The sequence below is a fragment of the Pedobacter deserti genome (assembly GCF_024436415.1).
Lineage (GTDB): Bacteria > Bacteroidota > Bacteroidia > Sphingobacteriales > Sphingobacteriaceae > Pedobacter > Pedobacter faecalis.
The window spans coordinates 1-14,002 of the sequence record NZ_JAFMZQ010000003.1 but is presented as its reverse complement, the minus strand read 5'-3'; the positions used below and the strand labels follow the sequence as shown (position 1 = coordinate 14,002).

The window sequence follows — 14,002 nt, the reverse complement described above, 5'->3', positions numbered from 1 at the left end:
ATAACGACAGGCGGGGCATCCATATAACAGGCACTGGCGTAATTGTTGATAAAATAAAAAAAGCAGGGGTGCTTTTATAAATCAAAATTTTTTAGTTTAGGGCATTCCGCATTTTAGAAAGGTATATATGGAAGCTAAATTTTCACCACAAGTAAAGGATGTTATCTCATTCAGCAGGGAAGAAGCGCTGCGGTTGGGGCACGATTATATCGGTGCGGAGCATCTCTTACTAGGCCTCATCCGCGAAGGCGATGGTATGGCTATTAAGATATTAAAATCATTGGGCGTTGATACGCTAAAGTTGCGGCGATCTATCGAGGAATCTGTAAGGGGTACTTCGAGCGTGACAGTAAACCTGGGTAATATTCCTCTGACCAAACAAGCAGAAAAAGTTTTGAAGATTACTTATCTGGAAGCTAAGATATTCAAGAGCGATCTTATTGGAACGGAGCATCTGTTATTGTCAATCCTGAGGGACGATGACAATATTGCCTCTCAGATACTGCTTCAGTTTAGTATAAATTACGAGATATTTAAACAGGAGGTTGAGATGAACAAGGGTGGCTTTAGAGACGATCCGCAAAGCAGCGCATCTACAGGGGGAGACGACGACTACCGGGAGGAAGACAGTTTCAGTGCGCCTAAAAAGGTGTCTGATATAAAATCTAAAACCCCGGTGTTGGATAATTTTGGCCGGGATTTAACAAAGGCTGCCGAGGAGGGAAGGCTGGATCCTATCGTAGGGCGTGAAAAAGAAATTGAACGCGTATCCCAGATTTTGTCCAGACGGAAGAAGAACAACCCTATCCTGATTGGCGAACCTGGTGTAGGTAAGTCTGCCATTGCAGAAGGCCTGGCACTGCGTATTGTAAAGCGCAAAGTTTCCCGCGTTTTATTTAACAAGCGCGTGGTTACGCTCGATCTGGCATCTCTGGTTGCAGGTACAAAGTACCGCGGCCAGTTTGAGGAAAGGATGAAAGCTGTGATGAACGAGCTGGAAAAGTCTACCGACGTTATCTTGTTTATTGATGAGATCCACACCATTGTGGGTGCCGGTGGTGCTTCAGGTTCCCTCGACGCATCAAACATGTTCAAACCTGCTTTGGCAAGGGGTGAAATACAATGTATAGGCGCCACTACGCTGGATGAATACCGCCAGTATATTGAGAAAGACGGGGCGCTAGACCGCCGTTTCCAAAAGGTAATGATAGAGCCGGCAACACCGGATGAAACCATCGAGATTCTGAACCGGATCAAGGAGAAATACGAAGATCATCATGGCGTTACCTATACTGAGGAAGCAATAAACGCCTGTGTGGCTCTTACCTCAAGATATATTACCGACAGATTTTTGCCGGATAAGGCTATAGATGCCCTGGATGAAGCTGGTTCAAGAGTTCACCTTACCAATATCCATGTTCCTCAGAACATTATCGATATAGAAAGTAAGATAGAAGAGATAAAGCTCGAAAAGAACAAGGTCGTTAAGAGCCAGAAGTACGAAGAGGCAGCTAAATTAAGGGATACCGAAAAGAATCTTTTGGAAGAACTTGATCGCGCTAAGGCGGAATGGGAAAGCGAGACAAAAACGAAACGTTACACTGTAAGCGAAGATAATGTTGCTGAAGTGGTTTCGATGATGACCGGTATCCCGCTTCAAAGGGTCGGACAAACAGACAGCATGAAGCTGCTGAATATGTACGAAACTGTTGGCGAGAAGATCATTGGTCAGGACGATGCCATTAAAAAACTGACCCGTGCGATACAGCGGACCAGGGCAGGGCTTAAGGACCCAAAAAAGCCGATCGGATCGTTCATCTTCCTCGGGCCGACTGGTGTCGGTAAGACAGAGCTTGCCAAAGAGCTGGCCCGCTTCATGTTTGACAGCGATGATTCACTGATTCAGATTGACATGAGCGAATACATGGAGAAATTTGCGGTTTCTCGTCTGGTAGGAGCTCCTCCGGGATATGTTGGCTACGAAGAAGGCGGACAGCTTACTGAGAAAGTACGCAGGAAACCGTATGCCGTGATCTTGCTTGACGAGATCGAGAAAGCACACCCTGATGTATTTAATATTCTTTTGCAGGTGCTTGATGAAGGGCAGCTGACCGATAGTCTGGGACGTAAGGTTGATTTTAGAAATACCATAATCATTATGACTTCTAACATCGGTGCCCGCCAGTTGAAAGATTTCGGTCAGGGTGTAGGCTTTTCAACCTCGGCCAAAATCAACCAGGTTGATGCGCACTCACGTGGCGTCATAGAGAACGCATTGAAACGCGCTTTTGCTCCTGAGTTTTTGAACCGCGTGGATGATGTGGTTGTGTTTAATTCTTTAGGTAAGTCAGATATTTTCAGAATCATTGATATTGAATTGAAGTCACTGTTCGGCCGCGTTCACAATCTGGGTTATGAGATCAAGCTGACTGACAACGCTAAGGAATTCATAGCTGAGAAAGGATTCGATTCTAACTTTGGAGCCAGACCCCTTAAGCGTGCCATACAGAAATATCTGGAAGATCCTATTGCAGAAGAGATACTCAAAGGGGAGATCAACGAAGGCGATATTCTGGAGATCAATTATGATGCAGAAGCCGATAAAATCGTTATTGAAAATAAGGCACCTTCAAAAAAGCGTAAGAAAGAAGAAGGAAATATAGAATAGTTTCTCAATAACTGTAATGCAAAGGCCCTTGTCATTTATTTGACAAGGGCTTTTGCATTTACGGATAATTGACCTTATTTTTAAGGTTTACTAGGTTAGGTCATTATATATAACATACATGCGAAAGAAAATCTTGAGCGTCGCCATACTTGTTGCAAATTGTGTATCGGGTTACGCTCAGCAGAAACCAAAAGATTATACTCAGGAGATATCGGGTACAAAGCTCTCATTTACCATGGCTGGAGTTCCGGGCGGGGAGTTTATGATGGGCAGCAAAAGTGGTAACGCTGATGAAGCGCCGGTTCACAAGGTCAAACTATCGCCTTTTTGGATTGGTACCCATGAGGTAACCTGGGATATTTATGAACCCTTTTTGTACAAGGACTACGAAAAGACACACAGCACCTCGCCTGTTCCGGCGAACGTGGACGCCGTAACCCGGCCTACTAAACCCTATCTTGATATGACTTTCGGAATGGGTAAGGCTGGTCAGCCGGCACTGGCCATGACACATTATAATGCCATTCAGTATTGCAAATGGTTGTATGCCAGAACGGGTGTTTTCTATCGGCTGCCAACGGAGGCCGAGTGGGAATATGCCAGCAGGGCTGGTGCATCTACGGAATACTTCTTTGGAAGCGATGCAGCTTCACTCGATCAATACGCATGGTATAAGGGCAACAGTGACAATAAAACACATCCTGTTGGTCAGAAAAAGCCGAATCCCTGGGGTTTGTACGACATATACGGTAACGTAGCGGAATGGACTTACGACCAGTATCTGCCAGATTTTTACACGCAGAAGCAGGCGGAAAACCCTGTTGCCGTTCCCGAGAAATTGTATCCGCATGCGGTAAGGGGCGGATCCTATAGTGATGAGGCCTCTATGCTTCGATCGGCCGCAAGAATGGCGTCGGACCCTTCCTGGAAGCAGCTGGATCCGCAAATACCAAAGAGCAACTGGTGGTTCCCTGAAGCGCCTTTTGTAGGCATCCGCCTCGTGCGTCCGGCGGTACCACCTTCCAAAGAAGAGATTGAAGCCTACTATAACAAGGCGCCGATCTCCGATTACTAGAATACCTGAAACCTTTATATAACCTGAATAAAATGAACAAAAACGAACCACAGAACGGGCGGCGCGACTTTTTAAGAGCGTCAGCCTTATTCGCCGGTGGAATGATGTTGAACGGTGCTGCATTTGCTGCACCTGGGCATTCCTCGGTAGATGATACCATTAAAATTGCGCTTATAGGCTGCGGCGACAGAGGTACAGGAGCCGCATTTCAAGCCCTGAGCACAAAGTATAACATCAAGCTGGTTGCCATGGCCGATGCGTTCGAAGACCGGCTCGAGAAGAGTTATGGTACGCTGGCCGACCGCTTCAAGGATAAAATCAGTGTACCAAAAGAACGCAGGTTTATAGGCTTTGATGGCTATAAGAAAGCCATCGCATTGGCAGATGTTGTGCTTTTAACTACGCCTCCCGGCTTCCGACCAATGCATTTCGAAGAAGCTGTAAAGCAAGGGAAACATGTGTTCATGGAAAAGCCGGTGGCGGTTGATGCGCCAGGTATCCGCAGGGTGCTTGCTGCGGCTGAACTTGCTAAGCAAAAGAAATTAAATGTGGTTACTGGCCTGCAACGGAGATATCAGACCAATTATCGCGAGACCATTAAGCGCCTCGAAGATGGTGCAATTGGCGACATTACTGGCGGACAGGTATACTGGAACAGTGGTGGTGTATGGGTAAAACCTCGGCAGCCAGGTCAGACCGAGATGGAATATCAGATGAGAAACTGGTATTATTTCAACTGGCTGTGTGGCGACCATATCGTAGAGCAGCATGTACACAATATTGATATTGCAAACTGGGTGAAAAACGCCTATCCAGTGTCCGTTCAGGGTACTGGCAGCAGGGCATGGCGCACCGGAAAAGAATACGGCGAGATCTATGACAACCATTCTATCGAGCTGACCTACGCTGACGGAACCATAATCCATAGCCAGTGCAGGCACTTTGAAGGTATTTCCAATCGTGTCGATGAGTCGTTTCAAGGAACCAAGGGAAAGGTGTACCTTTCTGCGGGCAACCAGGGCATTATATCAGACTATGCAGGGAAGCAGTTGTATAACCACGATGTAAAGGGCAATAAAAACCCGTATCAAACAGAGCACGACGAATTATTTGAGGCCATAGCTAAAGGTGAGTTTAAATTTACCGACGCAGAACGCACCGCAAAAAGTACGTTCTCCTCTATCATCGGAAGGTATGCGACCTATTCGGGCGAGATTATTAAGTGGGATACTGCCCTTCAGGCCGAGAACAGCTTATTTCCTGATAAGCTAGCCTGGGATGCAAACCCTAAAATCCTGCCGGATGCACAGGGCTGTTACCCGATACCTACACCAGGGAAGACTAAAGTAATCTAGGGTGCAGTGTTTTTCTTCAAGAACCTGATCCTGACATGTCTGCTGTCGCTTCTTGTCCCCATTGTTTTTAGGGATGAGCAGCGACAGTTTACTATTTCTGGTATTGCACAAGGTACCGACTACACCATTAAGTACTACGCAAAAGACAGTGTGGTTACCCGGCAGGATATTGAACAGATCTTAATGCAAATAGACTCGTCCATGTCCCTTTATAAACCATATTCCAGAATTACACGGTTTAATCAGGCAAAGGAGGGCATTCAGATCGATGAGCATTTCAGGAAGGTTCTTTTGAAGGCCTGGCAAATTAATAAAGTAACAGCCGGACGATTCGATGCTACGGTTGCCCCTCTTGTAAATGCGTGGGGTTTTGGTCCTGCCAAAATAAATAAGATACCAGACAGTGCGACCATCCGTAGTTTACTGCCATGCGTTGGGATGGAAAAATTAAAGCTGCAGGGGAGTTATTTGAAGAAGCTTCAGCCCTGTGTGGAGGTCGACCTGAACGGCATAGCCCAGGGATATACGGTCGACGTACTGGCCAGCCACTTTTTAAAAAAAGGCGTCAGCTCCTTTGTCGTAGAGCTGGGCGGTGAACTTCGTGTTCATGGTCGAAAGCCGGACGGCTCATTGTACAAAGTCGGGGTAGAGGGTCCTGCATCAGCAGTAAGCCCGGAGCCAGGCATCCGGCATGTATTGGGGCTCAGGAACGGCGCTGTGACAACCTCGGGCAACTACCGGAAATATATTGATGTTGGCGGCGAGCGCATAAGTCACCTGGTCGACCCTAAGTCGGGCTACCCGTTAAGAAGCAAAATGATCAGCGTTACGGTCTACGCCAAAGATGCGCTGACGGCAGACGGTTATGACAATGCCTTAATGGCAATGGATGTGCAACAGGCTCTGGCTGTGGCGCGCGCTCAAAAATTTGAAGCATATCTTATTTACCAGCGTGACGACGGAAGCGTGGCAGACACACTTACTTCCGGGTTCAGGAAGTTGATTATTGATTAATGAGAAAACCAAACAATATTAAAGTATGAACAGAAAGGAATTTTTAAGGAACGGATTCATTGCCACTGGAGCAATTGCTACAGGATCTGTCCTGAATGCGGCTGCAAAGGATCAGTCGGCCACTCAAAGCGCATATGCAGGAAAGACTTTTAACCTTGATTACGCACCCCATCAGGGAATGTTTCAAAATCATGCAGGGAAGGATTTTCTGGACCAGATCAAATTCATGCACGATCAGGGATTCCGGTCGATAGAGGACAATGGCTATCTGAACCGGTCCATAGAAGAGCAAACCAAGATTGGCGAATTGCTTGCCAAGCTCGGCATGCGTATGGGCGTATTCGTTGTCGACGGCGGCGATAACTGGAAAACTTCCCTGAGTACAGGGAAGAAGGAGTTTAAAGATAAATTCGTAGAAACCTGCAAGCGCTCGGCGGAAGCAGCGAAGCGCTGTAACGCAAAATGGCTTACCGTAGTACCTGGATTTTATGAGCGCCGTTTGCCCTGGGGTAATCAATTTGCCAACATTATAGATGCCATGCGCGCCGGTGCGGAGATTTTTGAACCACATGGCCTGATCATGGTACTCGAAACGCTGAGCGATACGCCTGAGCTGTTCCTGCAGCAAACACATGAAACTTACGCCGTATGCAAGGCTGTAAACAGCCCTTCATGTAAAATTCTATATGATATCTATCATATGCAGAAAACCGAGGGACAGCTCATCGTGAATATCGACAGATGCTGGGATGAAATTGCCTACATACAGATAGGAGACAACCCGGGAAGAAACGAACCTACAACAGGGGAGATCAACTACAAAAACTTGTTTAAGCATATTTACAACAAAGGCTACAAAGGAATAATGGGCATGGAACACGGCAATTCCATCAAAGGAAAAGAAGGTGAAACCCGGCTCATTCAGGCTTATCGTGAGGTAGATAACTTCCTCGAAAAGTAGGTTTACCATCAATTTAAAACAAGCTGAGTTGGGTTTTCGGCACGCAAAAGCGGCTGCTATCCAGCTCAACTTGCTGTATATTGAGCCCGTTTAGCCGACAATGCAATCTGAAATTATCGCTGATCATCCGGGCTATGTTCCCTTCTCCACGCATGCGCTCACCGAAGCGGCTGTCGTTCACCTGGCCGTTGTGGCACGACTGTATGGCATGCCATACCTTATCAAACCTGTCCGGATAATTCTTCTGTAACCAATCTTTAAAAATTCCGCCGATCGCACCGTTCAGACGTACCACCGTATAGCCGGCTGCAACGGCGCCCGCCTGGGCCACGGCCGTTAACACCGCCGGTATTTCATGATCGCTTAGTCCGGGTATCAGCGGTGCAACCATTACGCCCGCAGGTATCCCTGCCTCCGAGAGTTTCTGCACAACTTTGAGCCGCTGACTTGCCGTGGTCGTCCGAGGCTCCATCTTTTGCCTGAGCGACTCATTCAGGCTGTTGATCGACACGTAGACCATACAAAGATTGAGTTTCGCCATCTCCTGCAGAATATCAAGATCGCGCAGAACAAGCGCATTCTTGGTAATCATCCCAATGGGCTGTTTGTATTCAAGCGCGATCTCAAGCAACTGCCGGGTTAGCCTGAACTTCTTTTCTGCCGGCTGATAACAGTCGGTATTACCCGAAATTGAAATAACCGATCCATCCCAGGACTTGCGGTTAAGGAACTTTTTGAACAGCTCAGGCGCATCAGTCTTCACAACAATTTTGCGTTCGAAATCGAGCCCCGGACTATAGCCCCAGTATTCGTGTGAGTTTCGCGCGTAACAATAAATGCAACCATGTTCGCAGCCCTGATAGGGGTTTAGTGAAAAAGACATCCCTACATCTGGGCTGTCAACCTTGTTCACGATCGACTTTGCAGCGCCCGTAATAAAGCGCGTTTTGTGATCAGGTTCAGCCCAATCGTCTATGCCCTCCGCATGTATCTTCTCATGTGCGCTACGCTCAAATTTGTTACCCGGATTGATCTGGGCACCCCTGCCTTTATAATAATCTTCAGAAAACTCCATTAGCTAAAATATTTAGCTAATATACTAATTATATTAGTTTCGCAACAAGTCTTTAGCGTGACTGATGGCAGACTCTCCAGGATCTTTACCACTTAGCATCTCCGCGATGGCCAATACCCGCTCCGAAAGGTCCAGCTTTCTGATCCCGGTATTCGTTTTACCCTGGTCCTCCTGCTTGTACACAAAATAATGACTATGGCCTTTTGCAGCGATCTGGGGCAAATGTGTGATACAAATAACCTGCATATTTTTCTGAAGATCTGATATCACATCGCCTACCCGCATGGCGATTTCCCCGGAGATCCCAGTGTCAATCTCATCAAAGATCATGGTCGGCAAAGAGGTATGTTGCGCGAGTACCGACTTGATCGCAAGCATAAGCCTCGACAATTCCCCTCCTGAAGCAACCTTTCCAATCGGCGCCGGGTTTTGCCCGTTGTTCGCCGAAAACATAAGCTTAACATGATCAAGCCCGTCCTTGTGCAGTTGCGTTCCTATTTCGTGCGCAATCACTATTTTCGCTTTGGGCATGCCTACCTTCACCAGTATTTCGGCCAGCTGGCCCTCTACGTTGGCTATCGACCGGCCTCTGTTGTCAGCCAATGTTCCGGCTATTTTTCTTAGCTCTTCCTCCAGCGCCTTCAGCTCAGCTTCAATTTGCGCGATCTCATCGTCGCCCGCAGATATCGCCTCGAGGCGGTCGGAGAGGTCTTGTTTTATTGCTATCAGCGCTTCAACAGAGGAGACCTTGTGTTTCTGCTGCAGCGCATAAATGGTACTCAGTCGCAGGTTAATCTCCTCGATCCTTGCAGGATCAAAGATGATGCTTTCCTCGGCCGACAAAACCTCATCAGAAATGTCTTTGATCTCGATCAGGCTCGAACGCAGGCGTTCAGCCATCTCGGCATACTGCGTGTTAAACCGCTCAACGCTGCTCAATTGACTCAGCGCCTGTTTCAGCAAAGGCAAAGCAGAGATTTCCTGCTCAGTGAGGATATTGTAGGTGCCGACCAGGGCATGCTTAATCTGCTCGGCATGTGTCAGCGTTTCCAGATCCTGTTCCAGAACTTCTTGTTCGCCACTGCTAAGCCGCGCAGCGTCCAGTTCGTTAAACAGGTATTGTTCATAGTCCTGGCGACTGTTCGCTTCAACGGCCTGCTCACGAAGTGATTTTAATTTCTGCTGCGTTTTCTGAAACAACCTAAATTTTGTCCTGTAGTCGTCAAGCAAACCTTGATGATCTGCCAGGGTATCTACCACGAGCAACTGAAACTCAGGATCGTTAAGCTCCAGCGTTGCATGCTGCGAGTGGATGTCGATGAGTTGCTCGCCTACCTGTTTCATGAGCGAGAGGTTGACCGGCGTATCGTTAATGAAAGCCCGCGACTTCCCATCCGTTGAAATCTCGCGCCTTAAAATCGTCTCCGTACTGAAGTCAATATCAATGCTGTCAAAAAGCCCTTTCAGTGCTTCGTTCTTTAAAAGAAAGTGTCCTTCAATAATACATTTCCGGTCCTGATTGAAGAAGAACCGCGTTTCGGCCCTTTGTCCCAATATCAGTGAAAGCGCCCCCAGGATGATTGACTTACCAGCCCCGGTTTCACCTGTTATAATATTCAGACCGCCATCTGGCTCCAGTTCCACACTGTCGATCAATGCATAATTGCGAATAGAAAGTCTTTGTAGCATACGCTGCTAAATTAGCAAACTTTAGCCATTGCGTATTCATCGTAGCGGCAATACTTATCAATTCAGTCTCTGGTTTCCTGCCTGATCATTGTTTGCTTTAAGCAGGTCATATTTGCTGATGTTGGCCGGATCCACATCCACAAGGATATTATAGGCCTTGATCCGGTCCGAAGGATCGCCGGTCGGGATAGAACAAACCTTAACCAGCTCGTCAGCTTTAGAAGTAAAATAGAAGGAAGGAAACGGTGAACCTAGTCGCTGCTTGTCCATCTGTTTCAAGTCCGGAAGCATTCCTATGATCCTTTTCACCCCACGAGCAGGGTTTTCGTGCAACTGGTCGAGCCCCCCAAAATGATAGTCATATATAAATGATCTGAGCGCCTCAAAGTTCTGGTTCGTCAGGTTGTCGCTTAGCCAGAACCTGTTTCGCAGACCGTCGCCCGCTTTCCAGCCCGGGTAACCGGCTGTCTGCGCCAGATTGAGTATTTTAACAGCCCTACCGTAGTAAGGCGTTCCGCCTAATCTGGAAAAACTGTCTTTATCCAGGCCGACGATTACATATGCGTAGAAACTAAGCAATGAACTAAGATTGGAGGTAAAGGTCTCGTTGGAAAGATCCAGGGGCTGTCCCTCTGCGTAGTTGAAACTGAAATCCTTGTCGCTCAAATTCAAAAGAACACTGTTGTACGACGAGCCATATACAGGTCGGCTCGACTGAATTTGCGCTTCAGCCTTATAACCAGAACTTCCGTCCCACTCGGTGAGTGTAATAACGAAATCGCACTCAATCCGTTCCTGGGCCAGGTAAGTTTCGTCGGTCCATTTATTGTTATTCAGGAAATTAGCTACAACGTTCTGGATGATGTCCAGATTCCGCTTTTCGATGTTGCTTACCTGAGGAGCCAAAACCTGAACCCTTGCATTTAATTCCTGCGCCTGGCTTAAATTGATACAAAATACCAAAAACAAAAATAGGGCAGAGGCGTACAGTTTCATGGTGTCAGTAATTTTAAGACCTCCATGCAGATGTCTTTCGCGACCTCCGTCTTAGGTTTCAATTCAAAAGCCTTTTTCCGGAGGTCCTTATCAAATACGGTGATTTTATTGGCGTCCGACCTGAATCCTGCACCCTGATCGTTTAAGGAGTTAAGCACAATAAGATCAAGATGCTTAGCGGCTAATTTCTCTTTGGCGTAGGCTTCTTCGTTCTCGGTTTCCAGTGCAAATCCTACCAAAACCTGATTGGTGCGCTTTGTCTCACCAAGGGTAGCTAGTATATCCACCGTTTTCTCAAGATCCAGGTGGAGCGTTTTATCCTTTTTTTTGATCTTCTGATCAGCCATCGTCGCAGGCCTGTAATCTGCCACAGCGGCACTCATTACCGTGATATCACTTTCAGGAAACACGCTCTTGCAGGCGTCAAGCATTTCTGCCGCACTAGTTACATTAATGCGCTTTACCGGATCCGCACTTTTCTCGCCGGTAGGCCCGCAAATCAATGTCACATCCGCGCCCAGGCGCGCAAACTCTTCGGCAATTGCAATACCCATTTTTCCTGAGGAATGGTTGCCAATAAATCTTACAGGATCAATCGCTTCATAGGTTGGTCCCGCAGTCACCATGACTTTCCTGCCAAGAAGCGGGAGCCCAGACCCGATCAATTTGGAAAGCTGCTCAAGTATGTCTTCCGGTTCTGCCATTCGCCCTTCACCATGTAATCCACTTGCCAGTTCACCACTTCCAGGTTGTATCACGGTATTGCCGAAAGAAATAATTTTTTGAATGTTTGCCTGCGTTTGTTCGTGTTTCCACATGTCCAGGTCCATAGCCGGGGCAACAACAACAGGACATTTTGCAGAAAGATATACTGCTGTAAGCAGATTATCGCACAAGCCTGAAGCCATTTTTGCAAGCGTATTGGCACTCAGCGGCGCAATCAGCATGAAGTCGGCCCAAAGGCCAAGCTCAACATGGTTGCTCCATACTCCGGTTTCGGAATCAAAATATTGAGTGTATACAGGATTTTTAGAAAGCGTAGCAAGTGTGAGCGGCGTAATAAAGTTTGATGCATCCTGTGTAAGCACCACCCTAACGTTTGCACCAGCCTTAACCAGCAGTCTGACTAAAGAAGCAGACTTATACGCTGCAATGCTGCCGCAAACGCCGAGAAGAATTTTTTTGTCTTTTAGCATGGTTGGTGATGCAGTAATGCAATATTAAACCTATGCCGAAATTTATTGCTCTTTAGCAGGATTTCTATGGTAAACCTTGCCGTTCAAAAATTCGTCGATAGCAATTAAAGTAGGTTTTGGTAAACGCTCATAATGCTTGCTGATCTCGATCTGTTCCCTGTTTTCAAAAATCTCTTCCAGGTTATCGTTAGAAGATGCGAACTCGGCAAGTTTGCCATGAAGTTCTTCTTTCATGTTATTAGAGACCTGATTAGCTCTTTTCGCGATAATCACAAGCGATTCATAGATATTCTCAGTGCGCTGGTCCAGATCGTTCACGTTTCTGGTAACCGTAGTATTGGGTATAGTATTTTTATTCATTGTGCTTATTTTAAAGAGTTTTTTACTGAATTCAAAGTATCTTTTTTAGTGTCTTCGGCCATTTCAGCCCTGATTCTTTCATAGTTGGCTTTTCTCTCAGCCAGAACTTTCCTGGCATTCAGAATAGCTGCCTCACTATCCTTTTTTAGATTTTTAGCTTCTTCAAGCGACTTGCTCTCAGGATAAGATTCTACAAATTCGTCAGCGTAAGTAATGGCCTCATTGAAACGCTCTTCCTGGCGCTCCTCAATACTGTTTTGCGCAAAAGCATATTGGGCTTTAATAGTAAGCAAACCCATTTCCTCCGCATATTTAATGTCAGGAAAGTCAATCTGGGCATTTTGCAATGCGATAACTGCGGCGCGATAGTTAGTAGCATTAACCCCTACGCCGCCAAGCTCGTAATACATCTTGGCATTTGCATATGCCTTGTCTTCCAGCTTGCCCCGTAAAATTCCTATGTACTTGGTAGCGTCTGCAACACGCGCGCTGTTGGGATAGAAATTGATAAATAACTGTAAAGCATCTATAGCCTTGTAAGTGTTCTCCTGATCCAGCGAGGGCCTTGGCGATTCCAGATAATAGCAATATGCTGCCATATATCTGCATTCTTCCGCATACTGACTGGCAGGATACGTATCTGCAAACAGCTTAAACTGATATCTTGCTGTGGTATAGTCTTTCAGATTGTACAGCGTCAGCGCATAATAATAATTCAATTCCTCTGCCTCTGTTCTTCCCCTGTATTTCTGAGACAAGTCCTCAAAAAGGATCAGTGCTTTGGAGTAACTCTTCTTTTTATATAGGCGGAGCGCTTCCTGGTATTTTTTTCCTACGTCATTACTTGCCCTGATTTTCTCAAACTGGCTTTTACAGCCGGCCAAAGTAATAGCTAAAGTGGTGAAAATTAGTATAAATAGGTGTTTAATTTTAAACATTGTGCAAAGATAAGCTAATAATACGATACCGTCAATTAAAAATATAGGGTGCTAAGCTATATAAACGGCAGGCTACTGCAAAGCGGTTAACATTATTTAACATTCGTTTACTGGTTCACGAAATCTGTCTTGGATGCTACCTGGTGTGCACCAAGTGGCTGGTAAGTCCGCCTTGGGAGTAGTGTGAGTGAGCCATGAGTCCGCGTTTTTTCTGGGAAAAGGCGGACTCACCGCGGACTCATGGCGGACTCATGGCGGACTCACTGGCTACGAGGAGGCTACTTTGTCTTATCCTGTTATAGCTATACAGGGACATAGCAACGCTGCAAGCAGTATACTATAAGTATATGTATGGAGTTATTATATAGCGAGCAGCTGGTATGAAACTAAACAGGTGCGGGCCTTTTAAGATATCGAGGAATCAGGATGAAATTTTTCCCTGCTGTAAGTTAGCAAGTTAGAGGGGATAAACCAATAAAAGGCTGATTTGTTTTGCCAGGAGCAGATTTTTTTCTACTTTTGCACTCCGCTTCGGAGGAAGTGGTTGGCTGAGGGAAGCTTCAGTGATTGAAAGGTTGAGTAGGAAATCTGCTGATCGTGTTAGAAAGGGTTTTAAAACTTTGAGGCACGAAAAAAAACTTTAAAAAAGTTCTTGACAGCGGCAGAATTTTTTCT

The 14,002-nt window shown here is 46.4% G+C and carries 11 protein-coding genes; 5 read left to right on the top strand and 6 right to left on the bottom strand.

Annotation, left to right across the window (positions count from 1 at the left end):
* Nucleotides 1-127 precede the first annotated feature (127 nt).
* The 5 genes from J3P40_RS17285 (at nt 128) to J3P40_RS17265 (ending at nt 7,073) form a co-directional block, all read left to right on the top strand.
* On the top strand, nt 128-2,668 hold the full coding sequence (locus J3P40_RS17285; protein WP_256007529.1) for an ATP-dependent Clp protease ATP-binding subunit: 2,541 nt from the start codon (nt 128-130) through the stop codon (nt 2,666-2,668).
* Nucleotides 2,669-2,786: 118 nt separating this feature from the next.
* Nucleotides 2,787-3,743 carry a formylglycine-generating enzyme family protein gene (locus J3P40_RS17280; RefSeq protein WP_256007528.1) on the top strand — a complete coding sequence of 319 codons (957 nt, stop codon included), beginning with the start codon at nt 2,787-2,789 and terminating at the stop codon, nt 3,741-3,743.
* A gap of 32 nt (nt 3,744-3,775) precedes the next feature.
* A complete protein-coding gene (locus J3P40_RS17275) occupies nt 3,776-5,098 on the top strand; it encodes a Gfo/Idh/MocA family protein (protein ID WP_256007527.1) in 1,323 nt (440 codons plus the stop codon).
* A gap of 6 nt (nt 5,099-5,104) precedes the next feature.
* Nucleotides 5,105-6,112 (top strand): FAD:protein FMN transferase, encoded by a 1,008-nt coding sequence (locus tag J3P40_RS17270; RefSeq protein WP_256007526.1) that lies wholly within the window; start codon nt 5,105-5,107, stop codon nt 6,110-6,112.
* A gap of 25 nt (nt 6,113-6,137) precedes the next feature.
* Complete coding sequence (locus J3P40_RS17265) at nt 6,138-7,073, top strand: hydroxypyruvate isomerase family protein (protein ID WP_256007525.1); 936 nt, start codon at nt 6,138-6,140, stop codon at nt 7,071-7,073.
* A 13-nt stretch (nt 7,074-7,086) separates the two neighbouring features.
* Here the strand turns inward: J3P40_RS17265 and J3P40_RS17260 are convergent, their stop codons facing one another.
* The 6 genes from J3P40_RS17260 to J3P40_RS17235 are packed head-to-tail and all read right to left on the bottom strand — an operon-like array spanning nt 7,087 to nt 13,327.
* A complete protein-coding gene (locus tag J3P40_RS17260) occupies nt 7,087-8,148 on the bottom strand; it encodes a PA0069 family radical SAM protein (RefSeq protein WP_256007524.1) in 1,062 nt (353 codons plus the stop codon).
* Between the two features lie 33 nt (nt 8,149-8,181).
* Nucleotides 8,182-9,837 carry a DNA repair protein RecN gene (gene recN, locus J3P40_RS17255; protein WP_256007523.1) on the bottom strand — a complete coding sequence of 552 codons (1,656 nt, stop codon included), beginning with the start codon at nt 9,835-9,837 and terminating at the stop codon, nt 8,182-8,184.
* Between the two features lie 57 nt (nt 9,838-9,894).
* A complete protein-coding gene (gene porD / locus J3P40_RS17250; protein WP_256007522.1) occupies nt 9,895-10,833 on the bottom strand; it encodes a type IX secretion system protein PorD in 939 nt (312 codons plus the stop codon).
* Nucleotides 10,830-12,029: a bifunctional phosphopantothenoylcysteine decarboxylase/phosphopantothenate--cysteine ligase CoaBC gene (gene coaBC, locus J3P40_RS17245; protein WP_256007521.1), complete on the bottom strand. Its 1,200-nt coding sequence runs from the start codon at nt 12,027-12,029 to the stop codon at nt 10,830-10,832. Before coaBC ends, porD begins: the two co-directional genes overlap by 4 nt.
* A 42-nt stretch (nt 12,030-12,071) precedes the next feature.
* Nucleotides 12,072-12,389 carry a DNA-directed RNA polymerase subunit omega gene (locus J3P40_RS17240; RefSeq protein ID WP_305120598.1) on the bottom strand — a complete coding sequence of 106 codons (318 nt, stop codon included), beginning with the start codon at nt 12,387-12,389 and terminating at the stop codon, nt 12,072-12,074.
* Between the two features lie 5 nt (nt 12,390-12,394).
* Entirely contained in the window at nt 12,395-13,327 is a 933-nt protein-coding gene (locus J3P40_RS17235) for an outer membrane protein assembly factor BamD (protein WP_256007520.1), read from the bottom strand.
* Between the last annotated feature and the right edge of the window lie 675 nt (nt 13,328-14,002).

Coding starts and splice junctions, on each gene's coding strand:
- J3P40_RS17285 (WP_256007529.1), top strand. CDS start 128: ATGGAAGCTAAATTTTCACCACAAGTAAAGGATGTTATCTCATTCAGC.
- J3P40_RS17280 (WP_256007528.1), top strand. CDS start 2,787: ATGCGAAAGAAAATCTTGAGCGTCGCCATACTTGTTGCAAATTGTGTA.
- J3P40_RS17275 (WP_256007527.1), top strand. CDS start 3,776: ATGAACAAAAACGAACCACAGAACGGGCGGCGCGACTTTTTAAGAGCG.
- J3P40_RS17265 (WP_256007525.1), top strand. CDS start 6,138: ATGAACAGAAAGGAATTTTTAAGGAACGGATTCATTGCCACTGGAGCA.
- J3P40_RS17260 (WP_256007524.1), bottom strand. CDS start 8,148: ATGGAGTTTTCTGAAGATTATTATAAAGGCAGGGGTGCCCAGATCAAT.
- recN (WP_256007523.1), bottom strand. CDS start 9,837: ATGCTACAAAGACTTTCTATTCGCAATTATGCATTGATCGACAGTGTG.
- porD (WP_256007522.1), bottom strand. CDS start 10,833: ATGAAACTGTACGCCTCTGCCCTATTTTTGTTTTTGGTATTTTGTATC.
- coaBC (WP_256007521.1), bottom strand. CDS start 12,029: ATGCTAAAAGACAAAAAAATTCTTCTCGGCGTTTGCGGCAGCATTGCA.
- J3P40_RS17240 (WP_305120598.1), bottom strand. CDS start 12,389: ATGAATAAAAATACTATACCCAATACTACGGTTACCAGAAACGTGAAC.
- J3P40_RS17235 (WP_256007520.1), bottom strand. CDS start 13,327: ATGTTTAAAATTAAACACCTATTTATACTAATTTTCACCACTTTAGCT.